Source organism: Paraburkholderia sp. Ac-20336, assembly GCF_017105025.1.
Classification (GTDB): Bacteria; Pseudomonadota; Gammaproteobacteria; order Burkholderiales; family Burkholderiaceae; genus Paraburkholderia.
Genome location: NZ_JAAGPS010000151.1, coordinates 1 through 16870, shown reverse-complemented (window position 1 = coordinate 16870; position 16870 = coordinate 1). Strand labels below are relative to the sequence as shown.

Genomic DNA, 16870 nt, shown 5'->3' with positions numbered 1-16870 from the left:
CTAGCCACACAGCTGCAGCGGCGGCCTGTGCCGGAACGACGCCGCGCTCTCCGTCGAGCAGGCGGGGTTGACCGGCCGGTCCGCCCGCGCGGCGAGGATCAGCAAGGGCCAACGCGGCGCGGCGCGCGCCGCCGTGAAACGCGCCGCGGCCCATAGCTGCCGCAGCGCATTCGCGCGGCTCACGGGCGCGGCGCGGCGAATCCGCGTCCACGTATCAATATCGGTGCCCAATGTTTCGACGTTATTGCACGTGAGCCGATGAATGCCGCGCTCGGCCTCGACAGCATCGCTCCAATGCATGGCGATGCCGAGCAGACCCGGCCACGCCGACGGCCGCAGCCGTTCATGCGGACGGCTGAACGGCCGCATGCTCGTGTTGATCAGCACGAGCCGCTCGATGTCCTCGGGATAGCGCTGCGCCCAGTCGGTCGCCACCATGCCGCCGAGCGACATCGCCAGCACGCTGTACGGCCCCGGCGCCCCCGTTTGCAGAGCCGCTTGCCGCACGAACGCCACCATGCCCTCGACCGTCGCCGGGGCGCGCCGATCCGCGAACTCGCCGTTGCCGGGCAGATCGAGCAGCAGCAGGCGCGGGCACGCGGCATCGCGCAAGGCCTCGCCCGATGAGTGGCTCGCGGTCTGGCTCAAATGCTCGTGCAACGCATCCGGCAGATGCCCCCAGTGCCGGGTTTCGCGCGTAAGTCCGCGCAGCAGTATCCAGGTGCTCATACGGCGTCCGGCCTGTACCAGAGATCGATCGCGCTTTCCAGCATCTGCTCGCGGCGCTTGCCTTGCGGCAGCCAGCGCTGCGACGAAAACGCCGCGCGCGCGAGGAAGTCGAGCAGGTTCGCATGGCGCCGCAGCACGCGCGCCGTGCGATGCGCCTTGACCGGATTGAACATGCCCTGCCGCGAAAACAGCTGGCGCGGGTTCTTCTTGATCCACAGCCACGAGCCGAGTTCGAGCGTCATGGGCAGGAAGATGTTCGGCGCCGGCACGCGATCGTAAGCGTAGTCCCATAGATCGCCGTGCACGAGATACTGGTGGCTCTGCGGCTCGAACTTATAGCCGTGGTGCGGATGCGCATGCTCGAACATGCTCTTGAGCACGTACATTTCCGGCAGATGCGGCATTCGCTTGCGCGTACGCGCATAGGGAAACCAGATGCTGTCGCTCCAGCCGTAACCGGAGTGGCAATCGAGCGCGATGCTGAGCGGGCGCGTGGCCAGTTGCGTTTCGACGACCTGCAGCAGCGCGGCCGCCTCCGGCTCCATCGGCTCACCCGCACGGCCGCGATACCACGGCAGCCACGCGCCGACGCGCTGGCCGCCCGCGAGCAGCGGCACGCGCGCATCGGCATCCTGCGGCGCGTTGCGCATCAGATCGACACCGCGCGGATTCGCGCGCGTCGCCGCCCACATGCCGCCCGGATTGGCAATCGGCAGAAAAATCAGGCGAACCGACTGCAATTGCCGCACCAGCAATTCGTCCCACTCGAGCCGCGCGAGCAGCGCGCGCATGTAGTCGAGCACCAGTTGCGAGCCGATCCGTTCGAGGCCGTGAATGCCGCCGAAAAAGCCGATGGCCGGCGCGGACGGATCGGACGAACCGATGCTCGCGGTATAGACCGAAAAATGCCGGCCATGTACCGCGGTTTCGCACACGGCGCAGATTTCGAAGCTCGCACTGCCGTGGTCAAGAATCGACTTGAGATCTTCGTATTCCGCAAAGCTGTCGGGAAGAAAGCTCAAAGGGGTCGGCATGACGGCGTGAAGGATGATTGGGGACGGTCCCTGGATAACGCAATATAGCCTGGCCGCGTGTCGGCACGCGCGCGCGGCACGGTAGCGCACGAATCGTGTCATCCGTATGTCATTTTTCATTCTTCGGCGCATCGCGATCGGTGCCGCCCCGCTTCGCCGCTTCGGCTGACTTCCGGCTGACTTTGTTTTGCCATCCTGACGACATACAGGAAGGCATGAAATATATAGTCGTCTAGACGTTGCGATGCCTTCACTGAACCGTCACAGACGCTTCCTAGAATGTCCCCCACGCATACCGGCAGCGGCCGGCTGCAACGAGGAGAAACAGATGGAAACGATCCGTGAAGCCATTCGAATCGAACGTTTGAGCAAGACGTTCGGCAATGGACGCAAAGCGCTCGACGAAATCGATCTGCGAGTCGCGCCCGGCGAAATGGTCGCGCTGATCGGCGCATCGGGTTCGGGCAAGTCGACCTTGCTGCGGCACATCGCGGGCTTCACGGCCTCCGACGCCCAGCCCTCGCAGATCGAGATTCTCGGCCGGCCGATCCAGCGGAACGGCCGCATCGTCGGGGAAGTGCGCAGCATTCGCCGCGACATCGGCTTCGTGTTCCAGCAATTCAATCTGGTCAACCGGCTTTCCGTCGAAACCAACGTGCTGATCGGCGCGCTCGCGCGGCTGCCGTGGTGGCGCCGTCTGACCGGCCTCTTTCCGCAGGCCGAGCGCGCGCTATCGCTCGCCGCGCTCGACGAAGTCGGCATCGGCGAACATGCGCGCGAACGCGCCGCGAATCTGTCGGGCGGTCAGCAGCAGCGCGCGGCACTCGCGCGTGCACTCGTGCAGCGCGCGCGCATCGTGCTCGCCGACGAACCGATCGCCTCGCTCGACCCCGAATCGTCGCGCCGCGTGATGGACATGCTGCGCGCGCTGAACGTCGAGCATGGCATCACGGTGCTCGTGTCGCTGCATCAGGTCGACATCGCAATGCAATACTGCGCGCGCACGATTGCGCTGCGGCGTGGCAAGGTCGTCTACGACGGCCCTTCCGGTGCGCTCACGCCGGCACTGCTCAAGAAGCTCTATGGCGACGACGCGCACGAACTGCTCGACGACACGGCGCACGAGTCCCTTGCCGACGCCCCCGCGCAGCACAACGACACGAATCGCGCCGCCGCGCACTACCCGTTCACACTCGCTGCCGCGCCCTCGAACTAAATTCGCATCGGGCTGCAACACGCCGCATCGCCCATCCACCCCATTCCGCTCACTCAACCAGAACTTCACCCATGAAACTCCTGCGCTCACTGATTACGCTGGCTGCCGGCGCAGCCGCTTTCGCCTGCGTCGCCGCGGCTCATGCCGAAGAAATCAACCTCGGCATCATCTCGACCGATTCGTCGGCGGTGCTCAAGCAACGTTGGGAACCGCTGATCGACGACATGAAGAAGCAGACCGGCCTCGACGTGAAGGCATTCTTCGCGACCGATTACGCCGGCATTATCGAAGGCATGCGCTTCAACAAAGTGCAGATCGGCTATTTCGGCAACGCCTCGGCACTGGAAGCCGTGGATCGTTCGAACGGCGAAATATTCGCCAAGGCACAGCACGCGAACGGCGACAGCGGCTACTACTCGCTGCTCATCACCAACGTGAACAGCCGCTTCAAGACGCTCGACGACGTCTTCAAGAACACCAAGGACGTGACGCTCGGTTACGGCGATCCGAACTCGACATCGGGTACGCTGGTGCCGGCTTACTACCTGTTCGCGAAGCACAACACGCCGGTCAATACGTCGTTCAAGAGCGTGTTGCCGTCGAGCCACGAGGCGAACCTGCTCGCCGTCGTGAACAACAAGGTGGACATCGCGACCAACAACAGCATGGCGATGGCTACGCTCAAGCGCGAGCATCCGGACAAGTTCGCGCAGGTGCGCGTGCTGTGGACCTCGCCGCTGATTCCGTCGGACCCGCTCGTGTGGCGCAAGGATCTGCCGCAAGCGACCAAGGACAAGATCCGCAAGTTCTTCCTGAACTATGCGAAGACCGATCCGCATGAAAAGGCGGTGATGGCCGGCATTACCGAATACAGCGGCTTCGAGGCTTCGTCGGATCAACAGTTGCAGCCGATTCGCGAGATCGCGCTGTTCCAGCAGAAGCAGAAGGTCGAGGCCGATACGCATCTGTCCGACAGCGAGCGCAAGACCCAGCTCGCCGAACTCGATGCGAAGCTGAGCGCGCTTAGCGCACAGCAGAAGCCATGAACCCGGCCAATCTGGTCACCTCGCCGGCGCCCGCGGACGACCCGTCCGCAGCACGGGCGGCGGCGCGCGAGGCGCGGGCGAAGGCCGCCGGCAAGCTCAGCTGGCGCTCGCTGCTCGGCTGGATCGTGGTGCTGGCGGTTCTCGGCGGCACATGGCATAGCGCCGACATGCGTCCGTTCGATCTCATCAGCGACGCCGGGAACATGGGGCAGTTCGCGAAGGACTTCTTCCCGCCCGACTTCACCGAGTGGCGCACCTACGTGCATGAAATGTTCGTGACGCTCTCGGTCGCGATCTGGGGCACGGCCCTCTCGCTCGTGTGCGCGGTGCCGTTCGGCCTGATGTCGGCGCACAACATCGCGCCGATGTGGGTCGTGCAGCCGGTGCGCCGTCTCATGGATGCATGCCGCGCGATCAATGAAATGGTCTTCGCGATGCTGTTCATCGTCGCGGTCGGCCTCGGGCCGTTCGCGGGCGTGCTCGCGCTGTGGGTGCACACGACCGGCGTGCTCGCGAAGCTGTTCGCCGAAGCGGTCGAGGCGATCGATCCGCGTCCGGCCGAAGGCGTGCGCGCGACCGGCGCGACGCCTCTCGACGAAATCGTCTACGCGGTGCTGCCGCAAGTGCTGCCGCTGTGGATTTCGTATGCGCTGTATCGCTTCGAATCGAACGTGCGTTCGGCGATGGTGGTCGGCATGGTCGGCGCGGGCGGCATCGGCGTCGTGCTGTATGAGGCGATCCGCTCGTTCGACTATGCGCAGACGTCCGCGCTGATGATCATGGTGATCGTCGTCGTGACCGTGATCGATCTCAGCTCGGCATGGCTGCGCGACCGGGTGATCTGATTCAGGGTGATCTGATTCAATGCGCGGGGAGCGAAACCGCTCCTCGCACCGCCGCTTCCTCGATTCATCAGCGCGCGTAATTCACCACCGGCACCGAGTACGAACTCGGGACGAAATCGGCACGGCCGCCGCGCTGCGACGAACCGTGCGCCGGCGCGCCGTAGCCGCTATTCCCCACCGCCTGATTCTGGGCCGAGACCTTCGCTTCAGCCGCCTGAATATTGGCCGGATAATCGACGACGTTCTCGGTGGCCGGATCGTAACCGACCTTTTCGAGCTGGACCAATTCGGCACGCACCTGCGCGCGCGTGACCGGTTCGTTAGCCTGATTCGACTGGGCCGAGGCCGCGAGCGGCGCGGCAATGAGAGCGGCGATAACGGTAGCTTCGATCAGCGACTTGATGGTCTTCATGATGTCCAATCTCCAGAGATTGCTTCGTTCGGTTGCCGCGGCGCCTTGTGCAACGACCGGTTGTCCGCAGCGGTGAAGCCAGTTTAGAAGCCGGCTGTATCGCACAGAAGCCCCTGAACCATGAATTCACTGTTGCGCTAGCCACCACAATGCGTGGCCGGCATATCGGCCGTGCGGTCAAATCGTCATGCATTACACTGATGACGCACAACGAAGCGCCCACGCCATCGCATCCGATCGAAGAGACCCGCGCCCATGCCGCCAGCCGTTGCCCTGCCTTCCTATCGCGCAACCGTGCGCGCCGAATGGGTCGATTACAACGGCCACATGCGCGACGCTTTCTATATGCTGCTTTTCAGTCTCGCCGGCGATGAGCTGATCGATCTGATCGGCCTGCCCGACAGCGTGCGCAAGGAACGGCGGCGCTCGATCTACACGCTCGAAGCCCATCTCAACTATCTGCACGAGATCAAGGAAGGCGCGCAGGTGCGCATCGACATGCGCCTCCTCGCGCACGACGCGAAACGAATCCACCTGTACCTTGAAATGTTCGCGCTCGACGGCCAGCGCGCCGAACCCGTCGCCGCGAGCGAGCAGATGCTGTTGCACGTCGATACGAGCGGGCCGCGCAGCATCGCGTTCGATCCCGACGTCGCAGCGCGCGTGCGCGAACTCGCGGAAGCCCACGCCGCGTTGCCGCCCGCGCGCTTCGCAGGACACGTGATCGGCCTGCCGGCCGTCACACGGCGCCACGCGACATAGCGGGAGACCCGGCAAACGGGCGGGTGAACAAACGGGCGAGCAAGCGAGCGATTGCTCGCACGGAAAGAGCGCCGCCCCCGACCGGCGGGCGGCGTATCGACGCAGTTCAGCGATTACGCTGGGCGCGCCATTGCGAAAACGTCACGAGGTCGATACCGACTTCGGCCGGCTCGATACGCGTCCAGCCATAGAACGCGTCGTCCCACTCCGGAATGCCGCGCGGCGTCAGCGTCCTGAACTTCATGCCGGAGCGATAGGCGAGGTCCGGCCAGAACAGCGGCATGACCTCGCGCACCGCGAGTTGCCGCAGCAGGTCGGACGGCCCGCCCTCGTCGGCGACGATCTCGCCCTGCGAGATCCAGTCGTTCTCGGCCCACGCGACGAACACGCTCGGATTGCCCGCGCTGTCGAACATCAGGATCACGTTCTGCTCGGGCCGCCAGTAGTACTCGACGATGCCCTGCGCGGCCACCACTTCGTCGATCACCTTGCGCGTGCGCGGATCGCAGTAGGTCATGCCGTTCTCGCCGAGCGCGAGCCAGCCCGATTCCGCGCAATGGCGGCTCTTCGCGTCCTTGAGGAAATGCAGGAGACGGTTGGCCGAATCGGGATCGGTCTTGCGCAGGTACAGGTCGACGATGCCGGCGTTGAACGCCTTGACCGCGACGGTTTCATCGGCGACACCGGTGAGCAGCACCTTCGCGCAGCGCAGATGCGAGATCGACGCGAGAAATTCGACCCCGCCGATGCTCGGCATATCGTAGTCGACGACAACCGCCGCCACTTCCTCGAAGCGCGAGGGCCGCGCGACGATATCGCGCTCCGCCGAGGTCTCGACGAAACGCTCGACACCCGGCTCGCTCAGGCACGCCGACGACGACGCGAATTCGAGCGAATTCTCGCGCGCATGCTGGCGGATGTAGTTGAGCGCGGTTTGCGGCCGCGTGAAAAACAGATTGGTGTGGGTGTCTGGGAAAAAACGGCGCAGCGCATCGAGGTAGCTGTCGTTGTCGTCGACAAACACAACCGTGGACGGATAAAAAACGGGGGGTCGAATAAAGTTGTTCATGTTTTCACGTGGTTCATCACGCCGCCGCTGGAAGCGCTCCCGCAGGCACAACGGCCTGCCCTGACGACGATAGCCGAACCGTGGCCGGTGGTCGGCTCCGCTGCTACATAGTACAGGCTCCCTGCATGAACAGCACAGCTTGCGTTGCAGGGCGACCGTTGTATGCCAATCGAATAAGAAACGATTTACTGGCTCGAAAACGAAAATCGTAGTAGGCGCGAAAAAACAGGCGATCTCGATGATTCTCGATGACACGAGCAAGGAGCAGGAACGCCGCTTGCTCACTCGCTTGCGCGCTCCATGGGTTCCAGGTTCATTCCGACATCAGCCATCCGAATAGCCTCGACGCGGCGGTGGAAAGCGTCGTCGCGGGAGCCTGCGTTTATCATCGATTAATTGCAGTTCATGAAGATTGTTGGTTTAGATATGACGAATACCGGTAAGTTGTTGATAGTCGGCCTGCTGCTGATCGATGCAGGCATCGCCGGTTATCTGCTGTTTCCCAAGGACGACAAACAGCTCGAAGTCGCCGGCACGGTGACAGGCAGCCCCGATAACGACGCGGCATTGGACTCGCAGGGCGGCTCGTCGCGTGTGACCGGCGGCAGTGTGTTGCCGGCCTTGTCGGCCGACGGTGCTGCGGGCAAGGCGGGGCAGTTGCCGCGGTCGCAGCAGTCTGCTGGCGGGGCTTTGCCGGCACAGAATGTGGTGCCGGCAGCGCCGGCCGCTCCTGCTCCGGCCCCCGCACTCGCGGCAGCGCCCGCCCCGAGTGCGGCGCCCGATGCCGGCCAGATCGTCACCGGGCGAATCGATAGTGCGGTGCCCGCTGCACCCGTTGCACCCGCACCGGCGCAGCCGCCGGTGTCCGCGCGTGCGCAGGCCCAGCCGCTCATGCAGCCGCAACCTCAGCCGCAACCTTTGCCACAAGCGCAAGCTCAGCCGCAGCCGAGGCCGCGACCGGCGCAGCGCGTCGAGCAGGCACAGGTGCGCAGATACGACGTACCGCGCGCGAACGGCGCAAACCCGTATTCCAACGCGATCCCGAACGCCAATGAAGGCACGAACGCCGTCTCGGCGGCACTGACGCAGCAACTGGTGCGGGAATCGGCGAGGCCCGATCCGTCGCTGCCGATACCGTCCGGCGCCGGCGCGCCGCCGCAACCGCCAATGCCGACAATGCCACAAATGCCGATGCCAACCGGCCGTGGCTCGAACCCGGTTGCGTCGGCCATGACCGATCAGCTGGTGCGGGAATCCGCGAAACCCGATCCCTCGCTGCCGATGCCGTCCGGCGTCAGCGTGCCGCTACAGCCGCAAATGCCGGCCAGCCGGAGCACGAATCCAGCGGCATCGGCAATGACCGACCGGCTCGTGCGCGAATCGTCGAACGTCACGCCGACTCAACAGGCGCCGTCGCAGGCCGCCGGCAAGCCCTAAGGGCTGTGACCGAGATTCTGACTCGCGCAAGAACCGGCGGCGCGCATTGCGAGCCGCTGGCGCCGACTCGCGGCCTCTGACTCGTCTGCCACGCCTGGCGGCCCGACCCGCCATCAGCGAGGCCGCCCCGTGGCCGCTCATGGCATGCACCCCGATCGTGCTAATTGCCCCCGCCCTGCCCTCCCGCTGAGCGCCGGAACAGGATAAGCTTCGCCCCCTCGCTGTTTTCGCGCTCACGCCGAAGTTCCGGAAAACCCTGCCTCGTCCCCACACGGCCCGCGCGAGCCGGCCGGCGGGCGCTTGTTGCCGCCACTGGCATGCCGCGTGCTTATCGACGGCCCGCAGCCCATTGCACGACGAAGCACGACGCATCCAGATCACTCGAACAAGATCGTTTTAATCAAGGACCACTCGCCATGAAAAAGACCCTGCTCGCCGCCGCGCTGTGCGGCGCCTTCACGCTGTCCGCGCACGCGCAAAGCAGCGTGACGCTCTACGGCCTGCTCGATACCGGCCTCGTCTATACGAACAACCAGTTCGGCCACAGCAACTGGCAAGTCGTGAGCAGCACGACGCAGAACACGGTGTTCGGCCTCAAGGGTTCGGAAGACCTCGGCGCCGGCCTGCACGCGGTCTTCAAGCTCGAACAGGGCTTCCTGCTCAACAACGGCGCGCAGGCGTTCTCCGGCAGCGCGTTCGGCTCGCAGGCATGGGTCGGCCTGCAAAGCGATCCGTACGGCACGCTGACGTTCGGCCGTCAGTTCGACGTGGTGAACGACCTCGTCGGCCCGCTCTCCGCAAGCTTCAACACCTGGGGCGGCAGCCTCGCCGCGCATCCGTTCGAGAACGACAATCTCGCCGCGAACTCGGTCGTCATCAACAACTCGGTCAAGTACGCGAGCCCGGTCTATCACGGCGTCACGTTCGAAACGATGTACTCGTTCAGCAACAAGGCCGGCGACTTCGCGAACAACCGCTCGTACGGCTTCGGTCTGTCGTATGCGCAAGGCCCGCTCAATCTCGCGGCCGGCTATCTGCAGTTGAACAACGCGGGCAACGGCACGGGCGCCGTGACGGCCAGCGACGCGAGCGCGAACTTCATCGCGCGGCGTCAGCGCATCTGGTCGCTCGGCGGCAACTACACGTTCGGTCCGGCCACGGTGGGCCTGCTGTGGAGCCACACGCAGATCGACGACGTCGCGGGCGTGTTCTCGTTCGGCACGGGCGACTATCTCGGCGCGAGCGGCGACCCGGCCGGCACGCTCGGCGGTTCGCTGCGCCTCGACAACTACGAGGCGAACGTGAAGTACGAACTGACGCCGGCATGGAGCGTATCGGGCGCCTACACCTACACGCACGGCGCGTACAACGGCTCGTCGCCGGCCTGGAACACCGCGATGCTGCAGACCGACTACGCGCTCAGCAAGCGCACGGACTTCTACCTCGAAAGCGTGTACCAGAACGCGCACGGCGCGCCAGCTGGGTCGGTGCTGTCGCACGCGATGATCAACACGCTGTCGCCGTCGTCGACGAATACGCAGGTGGCGGTCACGGTCGGCATGCGCCACGCGTTCTGATGACGGGCAGCGCGTCGTGAAAGCGGCGCAGGTGCCGAGGGTGCTGAAAACACATCGCTCTCACGGCTGCGCCGCCGCGATCACCTGCGAGGCCAGCGCATGGTGCTGGCCTCGCCGCGAACGGATCGCGTGAATCTCTTCGAGCACGCCGTCCGCGCGGCCGAGCCGGCGCAATCCCGGCAGCAACGACAGATCGTCGGCGCCTGGCTCCGCGAGCGGAAACACGCCGAGCCCGCGCGCCGCGAACACCGCCATCAGCGCGCTGTCCTCGAATTCGCCGACGATGCGCGGACGAACGCCCTGCGCCTCGAACCAGCGGTCGAGCCGCGCGCGCAAGGCGCCGTGACGGGTCGGCAGCAGCACGGGCACCTCCGCGAGACAGTGCGGAAAACTCGCGCGAACCGGCTTGCGCACGATCTGCGCGGGGCCGTACCAATCCACCGGCGAACCGGCGACACGCTGGCTCACGACGCGCAGATCCGCGCCATGCGGCGCCGGCTGACAGGCAAGTACGAGATCGAGCCGATGCAACGCCAGCTCCGACAATAGCTGCGCGGGCTCGCCCTCGTGGCACAGCAGCCGCAGCGACGGCGTGGCCAGCACCGGCGCGAGCAGCGCATGCGCCGCGAGCTTCGACATGCCGTCCGACAACCCGACCGCGAAGCGCACCGCGCCTGCGCCGGTCGCCTCGCGCATTTCGTCGAGCAAGGCCTCGCCGAGCTGGAAGATCTGCTCGGCGCGATTGAACGCCTGCTCGCCGGCTTCGGTCATCGCGACGCCGCGCCCGGCCGGCTTCAGCAGCTGACGCCCGAGCGCTTTTTCGAGCTCGCGCACCTGTGCGCTGATCGTCTGCACGGCCATGTCGAGCCGTTCGGCGGCGCGCGCGAAACCGCCTTCCTTCACGACGATCCAGAAATAGTACAGATGACGGTAGTTGAGCATGCTCGTTTGATACTTCGAAAAAACCGATGTATTGCTCAGCTTATCACTGGTTTATTCGAACCATGAAAATCCCGATCATGACGGTTCCGCCACCACCGGCGCATCGCCTTTGACGAACCATCTCATGGATACCCTGCTCGCCCTCGCCGCCGATCCCGCCACCTGGGCCGCGCTCCTCACGCTGATCGTGATGGAGATCGTGCTCGGCATCGACAACCTGATCTTCATCTCGATCCTCAGCAACAAGTTGCCGGCCGCGCAACGCGCGCGCACGCAGCGCCTCGGCCTCATGCTCGCGCTGGTAATGCGGCTGACCCTGCTCGGCACGGTCGCGTGGATCGCGCAGTTGACCGAAGCCGTGTTCACGCTGTTCGGCCATGGGTTTTCGTGGCGCGATCTGATCCTGCTCGGCGGCGGCCTGTTCCTCGTGTGGAAGGCGACGAGCGAAATCCGCCATCACGTGACCCACGCGGACGACGTCGCCGCCAAGGCAAGCTCGACCGTGCAGTTGGGCGTGGCGGCCGCGATCGGCCAGATCATCGTGCTCGACCTCGTGTTTTCGGTCGATAGCATCATCACCGCGGTCGGCATGACCGAGCACATGCCGATCATGTTCGTCGCGGTGATCGTCTCGGTCATGGCGATGCTGTTCGCCGCGCAGCCGCTCGCACGCTTCATCGAGCGCAATCCGACCATCGTGATGCTGGCGCTGAGCTTCCTGCTCGTGATCGGCATGACGCTGATCGCCGAAGGTTTCGGCTCGCACGTGCCGAAGGCTTACATCTACGCGGCGATGGCGTTCTCCGCATTCGTCGAGATGATGAACATGCTCGCGAGGCGCGCGAAAGCGAAGCCGGCGAAGCGGGTGGAAAACGTCGTGCGGTGATGGTCGCCGTCACTGCGGCTCGACAGCGCGATTGCGAGCATCGATTGCGTGCCTCGGCGGCGCACCTCAGGTCCCGCATGCCTGAAATGCGGTTTGAAAATTTGAAGGTTGTTTGAAAAAGGGCATCGGCCCGTTCGATGCCCGCGAACACAAGGAGCTTCATCATGAAATGCCCTGTCTGCACGACGACCGATCTGCTGATGACCGAGCGCCGCTCGATCGAGATCGACTACTGCCCGAACTGCCGCGGCGTATGGCTCGATCGCGGCGAACTCGACAAGCTGATTGCGCAGGACATAGGCGACGCGGGCCCCACACGCGACGATGCGCGGCACGCAGAGCGCAGGTATGAAGGAGAGCGCCAGCGCGGCCACGACGAGCGCCGCGCGGACTATCGTGGCTACCGGAAGAAGCGTTCGATTTTCGATATGTTCGATTTCGACTGAACGCTTCGGCGTAGTGCGAGCCTCGGCATGAACGCCGGCATGAACGCCGGCGGAATTCAGCGCGCCTTGCCGCGCGTGCCCTTGCCCGCGCTGGCCGCGCGCGGCGTTTCCTTAGCGGCGGGCGCGCAGCCGTTCATCTGTTCGAGCCACGCCAGCGTATCGACGTACGACAGAAACTGCTTCAGATATTCCGGCGACAACTCACGCATCAACGACAACGCGCGATGCACGAGGCTGCTCGAATTGAGCGGCCCCGCATTGCCCGGCACCTTCGCGAGCGACTGACGCACCTGCTTCTCGGTGCGGACTCTGGACCAGACGTCCCTGAAGTAATCGAGCGCGGGCAGTTCGGGATAAGCGGCGGCGCTGGCCTCGCCATGAGGACGCGCGCGATGAGCCATGCGTTCGACGAGGCTCGCGAGTGTCGCGTCGTCATTGGACTCGCCTGCCGCCGCAGAAGGTTCGGACGCGCTATCGGCCTCGGCCACGACGGCCGCATAGGCATCGAGCAATCCCGCCAGTCTCTCGTCGAGCACGCGCCGCGCCTCGCCGTGGTGATGCAGCACGCGCCGCGCCAGTGCCTCGATGAAATGAAAGCGCACCGGGTCGAGGCGATCCGCGCCGCGCGCGCGCCATGCGTCGAGCGTGGCGCGAACCGGATGGCGCGCATCGTCCTGCACGGCATGCGTCAGGCTCGCCGCGCTCCCGTCCCGATTGCCCTGCTCGCTACTCTCGCCATACTCGCCGCGCTCGTCGTCAAGCACCGGACTTCTCCGTGGCGGCCGCGGCGGACGGCCGCGGCACCGGCGCGATTTCGACGCGACGGTTTTTCGCGCGGCCCTGCTCGTCGGCATTCGAACTCACCGGCTGGCCCGAACCGAACGCGGCCGCGAACAGCGACGCCGCCGGCACGCCGTCGTCGATCAGCGCGCGCGTCACGGTCAGCGCGCGCTGCGCCGACAGCTCCCAGTTATCGGCGAAACGCCGGTTGCCTTCGCGCAAACGCTGGTCGTCGGTAAAGCCGCTCACCATCAGAATCTGGTCGCTCGCACGCAGATAGGCGCCAAGCGGTCCGGCGAGGCTCTTCAGCAACGCGCGGCCCTCGGGCTGCAACTGATCCGAGTTCAAGGCGAACAGCACGTTGCCGCTAATGCCGATGCGCCCGTTGACGAGCGTCACTCGACCCGCCGCGAGCGGCCCGGCGAGCGCCTGTTCGAGCGTCTTGCGGCGCTGCGTTTCGGCCTGGCGCTGCTTGACCTCCTGTTCGAGCTTGCTCGACAGTTCGAGCTGCACGCCGATCACGCCCACCAGAATCAGCACGAACGCGCCGAGCAGCACCGACATCAGATCGCCGAAAGCGGCCCAGATCGGCGCGGCCGTTTCCACGCCGCCGTCGATGTCCTCGCTCATACCGCGTCGGCTCCGGCGGTTGCGCGCTGCACGGCAAGCCGTTGCAGATCCTCGACGATCTGCTTCTGCGACATCACGCTCAGGTCGACCACTTCACGCGCCTGGGCAACGTAATAGGCCAGTTGCTCGTCGCTGCGCGTGAGCGATCTGCCGAGCGCCGCTTCGATGCGTTCGAGATGCGCGACGAGCTTGTCGTTCGATTCGCCGAAGACCTGCACGGCCGCGCCGAATGCTTCGCCGAGGCTCGCCACTTCGACCGCGCTGCCGGTGACTTGCGCGGCGACCGCGCCGAGCTTGCCGGTCTCGTGTTCGAGGTGATCGGTGAAGCGGCTGCCGACGCGCTCCAGCAAATCCGCCGAGGTGGAAACGAGCGCATCGACGGCCGTGCGCTGTTCGGTGGACGCGTGGTTGACCGCATCGAGCAGCGTCTCCAGCGTTTCGAGCAGACGGCTGCGTTCCTGCAGCATCGCGGTATCGCGGACCATGCTGTCGGAGAGCTTCTGGCGCAGTTCGGCGACGACCTCGGCGGCGGCCTTCGGCGCTTCCGATGCCGCCTGCACGAGCCGTTCGATTTCGGCGATCGTTTCGCGTGCGTGGGTCTGTGTTTGCGCCGAGATGTCGCGCGCGGTTTGAGCGAGCGCTTCGCAGATTTCCTGCTGGCGGCTTGCGGTTTGCGCGCCGGTTTGCTGCCATTGCTCGCTCAGATTCGCAGCCATTGCGCCGAGCGTTTCGGTCCATGTGGTCAGGCGTTGCTCGTCGCGTGCGGCGAGTTCGGTTTGCATCGCCAGCGCAGCCTTCGGTGCTTCGGCCGCTGCCTGTACGAGGCGGTCGATTTCGCCGATTGTTTCGCGTGCATGAGTCTGTGTTTGCGCCGAAATATCACGCGCGGTTTGAGCCAGCGTTTCGCAAATCTCCTGCTGACGGCTTGCGGCTTGCTCGCCGGTCTGCTGCCATTGCTCGCTCAGCTTTGTAGCCATCGCGCCGAGCGTTGCGGTCCACGTGGTCAGGCGTTGTTCGTCGCGCGCGGCCAGTTCGGTCTGCATTGCCAGCGCGGCCTTCGGGGCTTCGGCCGCTGCCTGTACGATGCGGTCGATTTCGCCAATCGTTTCCGTTGCATGCGCTTGCGCTTGCACCGAAATATCACGCGCGGTCTGTGCCAGCGTTTCGCAGATTTCCTGCTGACGGCTCGCGGTTTGCTCACCGGTCTGCTGCCATTGCTCGCTCAGATTCGCAGCCATCGCGCCAAGCGTTTCAGTCCACGTAGTCAAACGCTGCTCATCGCGCGCGGCCAGTTCGGTTTGCATCGCCAGCGCGGCCTTCGGTGCATCGGCCGCTGCCTGTACGAGGCGGTCGATTTCGCCGATTGTCTCCCGTGCATGAGTCTGCGTTTGAGCCGAAATATCGCGCGCGGTTTGCGCCAGCGTTTCGCAAATCTCCCGCTGACGGCTCGCGGTTTGCTCACCGGTCTGCTGCCATTGCTCGCTCAGCTTCGCGTTCATCGCCCCAAGCGACTCGGTCCACGCGCTCAGGCGCTGTTCGTCGCGTGCCGCGAGTTGCGTCTGCAAGTCCGCATGCGACTGGCCGACCGCTTGCAGCAACGACGCGCCATGCCGCTCGAACGTCGCCGCGGCCTGCGCCAGCGCCTGCTCGTTGTTCGCCGCAAGCTGTTCGCCCGCGCTGTGCTGACGCGAGAGCGCCGCATCCCACGCCTGCGACATGCCGCTCGCGCTCGCTTCGAGCCGCGCGGACACGCCGTCGAGCAAGGCCGCCGAGCGTTGCTCGAAGGTTTCGGCGACACGCGCGAGCGACGCGCGCTGCTGTCCGGCGAGCGCCTCGCTCGCCTCGCGATGTCCGGCGAGCGCGTCGTTCCAGATCCGCGCGACGTTCGCGCTGGTCGCCGCGAAGCCGTCCGACATGCCGTCGAGCTGCCTGTGCACCGCCTGCGTCACGGAGTCGTGCAACGCCGTGGTCTCGCGCGCGAGACCGGCCATCGTCGCGGCGACGACCGGCTGCAACGCCTCGCCGGCCGCACGCGCGCTGCCGGCTACGCTGTCCTTCAGCGACTGTTCGATGACGCCGGCGAGGCGCTGGTACGCGGCCTCGGTGCGGCCGTAAAACGCGTCGAGGCCCGCGATCTGCCGTTCGTTCGACGCGACGCTCTGCTGCTCGATCGCGCTCATCATCGTCTGCAAACGTTCGACCAGTTGCGGCATCACGTCGGACTGGCGCTGCAGCAGCCGGAAGCTTTCCTCGCGCTGATGACTGCGCGAATAGACGCGCAGCGTCGTCGCGATCTTCAGGTCGAGCTGTTGCGCGGCATCGAGCCGTTCGCGGCGGCACAGCGCCGACAGGAGCCCAAGCATCGCGGACGTCGAAACACCCGCGATCGAGGTGCCGAACGCGAAGCCGAGCCCCTTGACCGGCGCCGCCAGCGAGGCGCGGATCGCCTGCAGATCGCTGGCGCTTTCGAGCGCGAGGCCGGTGCCGCGCAGCGTCATCACCATGCCGAGCAGCGTGCCGAGCATGCCGAGCAGAACCAGCAGGCCGACCAGATAAGGCGCCAACGCGGGACCCGGCAGCGCCACGCGCTCGCCCTCGACACGCAGACGCACGGCATTGCGCAACCCCGGATGCAGCGTGTCGAGAAACGCCGACAGCCCCGGCGGCGGACCGGACAGTGCGGAGACCGCGCGCGTCAACGTGCCGGTGGCCTGGCTATAGCGGCGCAATTCGAGCGCGCCCAGCACGTAGAACATGCCGATCAGCAGCGTGACGGCGAACGCGAGCGGGTTGGTGACGGCATAGCCGGCTGCGATCCAGCACACAGCGGCGAGACCCGCGAGAAACACGACGAGATCGATACGATATCTGGACATGGGGTCCCAGTTAGCAGGCGCGAAGGGCCGCGAGCAGCCCTTCGACCGGTTGAAAACGGACATCCAGTTCGGCAAGCAAGACGCTCTGCATGTCCTTGCGGAATACGTCCAGCCACGCGTCCTGCGTGACCGGCGCGCGGTGGCCGGCGGTCGCGGAAACCCCGGCGGGGTCCGCGGCCGCGA

The 16870-nt window shown here is 65.6% G+C and carries 17 protein-coding genes; 8 read left to right on the top strand and 9 right to left on the bottom strand.

From position 1 onward, the window contains the following. The gene (locus GXB81_RS27225; RefSeq protein ID WP_205990816.1) at positions 1-729 is read right to left on the bottom strand and encodes an alpha/beta hydrolase; all 729 of its coding nucleotides are present in this window, start codon (positions 727-729) and stop codon (positions 1-3) included. After that, entirely contained in the window at positions 726-1763 is a 1038-nt protein-coding gene (locus tag GXB81_RS27220; RefSeq protein WP_167043670.1) for a M14 family zinc carboxypeptidase, read from the bottom strand. Before GXB81_RS27220 ends, GXB81_RS27225 begins: the two co-directional genes overlap by 4 nt. Positions 1764-2091: 328 nt before the next feature. On the opposite strand from GXB81_RS27220, the gene phnC reads away from it, so the two are divergent. The 3 genes from phnC (at position 2092) to phnE (ending at position 4870) form a co-directional block, all read left to right on the top strand. After that, positions 2092-2979, top strand: a complete 888-nt coding sequence (gene phnC, locus GXB81_RS27215) for a phosphonate ABC transporter ATP-binding protein (protein WP_167043669.1) — start codon at positions 2092-2094, stop codon at positions 2977-2979. A gap of 71 nt (positions 2980-3050) precedes the next feature. Then, on the top strand, positions 3051-4025 hold the full coding sequence (gene phnD / locus GXB81_RS27210; protein WP_167043667.1) for a phosphonate ABC transporter substrate-binding protein: 975 nt from the start codon (positions 3051-3053) through the stop codon (positions 4023-4025). Then, the gene (gene phnE, locus GXB81_RS27205; RefSeq protein ID WP_205990815.1) at positions 4022-4870 is read left to right on the top strand and encodes a phosphonate ABC transporter, permease protein PhnE; all 849 of its coding nucleotides are present in this window, start codon (positions 4022-4024) and stop codon (positions 4868-4870) included. Before phnD ends, phnE begins: the two co-directional genes overlap by 4 nt. Positions 4871-4937: 67 nt before the next feature. Here the strand turns inward: phnE and GXB81_RS27200 are convergent, their stop codons facing one another. Then, positions 4938-5282, bottom strand: a complete 345-nt coding sequence (locus tag GXB81_RS27200) for a DUF4148 domain-containing protein (protein ID WP_167043663.1) — start codon at positions 5280-5282, stop codon at positions 4938-4940. Between the two features lie 255 nt (positions 5283-5537). Here GXB81_RS27200 and GXB81_RS27195 point away from each other — a divergent pair, with 255 nt between their 5' ends. Then, on the top strand, positions 5538-6044 hold the full coding sequence (locus GXB81_RS27195; RefSeq protein WP_167043661.1) for a thioesterase family protein: 507 nt from the start codon (positions 5538-5540) through the stop codon (positions 6042-6044). A 106-nt stretch (positions 6045-6150) separates the two neighbouring features. On the opposite strand, the gene GXB81_RS27190 is transcribed toward GXB81_RS27195, so the two are convergent. Further along, the gene (locus GXB81_RS27190) at positions 6151-7113 is read right to left on the bottom strand and encodes a response regulator (protein WP_167043659.1); all 963 of its coding nucleotides are present in this window, start codon (positions 7111-7113) and stop codon (positions 6151-6153) included. A 426-nt stretch (positions 7114-7539) separates the two neighbouring features. Between GXB81_RS27190 and GXB81_RS27185 the strand changes: the two genes are divergently transcribed. After that, complete coding sequence (locus GXB81_RS27185; protein WP_205990814.1) at positions 7540-8550, top strand: hypothetical protein; 1011 nt, start codon at positions 7540-7542, stop codon at positions 8548-8550. 416 nt (positions 8551-8966) lie between these two features. After that, positions 8967-10127, top strand: a complete 1161-nt coding sequence (locus tag GXB81_RS27180; RefSeq protein WP_205990813.1) for a porin — start codon at positions 8967-8969, stop codon at positions 10125-10127. A gap of 60 nt (positions 10128-10187) precedes the next feature. On the opposite strand, the gene GXB81_RS27175 is transcribed toward GXB81_RS27180, so the two are convergent. Further along, positions 10188-11069, bottom strand: coding sequence for a LysR family transcriptional regulator (locus GXB81_RS27175; RefSeq protein WP_167283178.1), 882 nt, complete (start codon positions 11067-11069; stop codon positions 10188-10190). 124 nt (positions 11070-11193) lie between these two features. Between GXB81_RS27175 and GXB81_RS27170 the strand changes: the two genes are divergently transcribed. Continuing rightward, positions 11194-11955 carry a TerC family protein gene (locus GXB81_RS27170; protein WP_167043651.1) on the top strand — a complete coding sequence of 254 codons (762 nt, stop codon included), beginning with the start codon at positions 11194-11196 and terminating at the stop codon, positions 11953-11955. Between the two features lie 164 nt (positions 11956-12119). After that, entirely contained in the window at positions 12120-12401 is a 282-nt protein-coding gene (locus GXB81_RS27165; protein ID WP_167043649.1) for a zf-TFIIB domain-containing protein, read from the top strand. A 56-nt stretch (positions 12402-12457) separates the two neighbouring features. Here GXB81_RS27165 and GXB81_RS27160 read toward each other — a convergent pair whose 3' ends face one another. From GXB81_RS27160 to GXB81_RS27145, 4 genes are all read right to left on the bottom strand, one after another. After that, positions 12458-13081 carry a DUF2894 domain-containing protein gene (locus GXB81_RS27160; protein WP_346777821.1) on the bottom strand — a complete coding sequence of 208 codons (624 nt, stop codon included), beginning with the start codon at positions 13079-13081 and terminating at the stop codon, positions 12458-12460. A gap of 76 nt (positions 13082-13157) precedes the next feature. Further along, on the bottom strand, positions 13158-13811 hold the full coding sequence (locus GXB81_RS27155) for an OmpA family protein (RefSeq protein WP_167043645.1): 654 nt from the start codon (positions 13809-13811) through the stop codon (positions 13158-13160). After that, positions 13808-16687 (bottom strand): DUF802 domain-containing protein, encoded by a 2880-nt coding sequence (locus tag GXB81_RS27150; protein ID WP_205990811.1) that lies wholly within the window; start codon positions 16685-16687, stop codon positions 13808-13810. Before GXB81_RS27150 ends, GXB81_RS27155 begins: the two co-directional genes overlap by 4 nt. 10 nt (positions 16688-16697) lie before the next feature. Further along, positions 16698-16870 (bottom strand): DUF3348 family protein (locus GXB81_RS27145; protein WP_205990817.1); only part of this gene is annotated, 173 nt, incomplete at its 5' end.

Coding starts and splice junctions, on each gene's coding strand:
- GXB81_RS27175 (WP_167283178.1), bottom strand. CDS start 11,069: ATGCTCAACTACCGTCATCTGTACTATTTCTGGATCGTCGTGAAGGAA.
- GXB81_RS27220 (WP_167043670.1), bottom strand. CDS start 1,763: ATGCCGACCCCTTTGAGCTTTCTTCCCGACAGCTTTGCGGAATACGAA.
- GXB81_RS27200 (WP_167043663.1), bottom strand. CDS start 5,282: ATGAAGACCATCAAGTCGCTGATCGAAGCTACCGTTATCGCCGCTCTC.
- GXB81_RS27190 (WP_167043659.1), bottom strand. CDS start 7,113: ATGAACAACTTTATTCGACCCCCCGTTTTTTATCCGTCCACGGTTGTG.
- GXB81_RS27170 (WP_167043651.1), top strand. CDS start 11,194: ATGGATACCCTGCTCGCCCTCGCCGCCGATCCCGCCACCTGGGCCGCG.
- GXB81_RS27180 (WP_205990813.1), top strand. CDS start 8,967: ATGAAAAAGACCCTGCTCGCCGCCGCGCTGTGCGGCGCCTTCACGCTG.
- GXB81_RS27225 (WP_205990816.1), bottom strand. CDS start 729: ATGAGCACCTGGATACTGCTGCGCGGACTTACGCGCGAAACCCGGCAC.
- GXB81_RS27195 (WP_167043661.1), top strand. CDS start 5,538: ATGCCGCCAGCCGTTGCCCTGCCTTCCTATCGCGCAACCGTGCGCGCC.
- GXB81_RS27185 (WP_205990814.1), top strand. CDS start 7,540: ATGACGAATACCGGTAAGTTGTTGATAGTCGGCCTGCTGCTGATCGAT.
- GXB81_RS27165 (WP_167043649.1), top strand. CDS start 12,120: ATGAAATGCCCTGTCTGCACGACGACCGATCTGCTGATGACCGAGCGC.
- GXB81_RS27155 (WP_167043645.1), bottom strand. CDS start 13,811: ATGAGCGAGGACATCGACGGCGGCGTGGAAACGGCCGCGCCGATCTGG.
- phnD (WP_167043667.1), top strand. CDS start 3,051: ATGAAACTCCTGCGCTCACTGATTACGCTGGCTGCCGGCGCAGCCGCT.
- phnE (WP_205990815.1), top strand. CDS start 4,022: ATGAACCCGGCCAATCTGGTCACCTCGCCGGCGCCCGCGGACGACCCG.
- GXB81_RS27150 (WP_205990811.1), bottom strand. CDS start 16,687: ATGTCCAGATATCGTATCGATCTCGTCGTGTTTCTCGCGGGTCTCGCC.
- phnC (WP_167043669.1), top strand. CDS start 2,092: ATGGAAACGATCCGTGAAGCCATTCGAATCGAACGTTTGAGCAAGACG.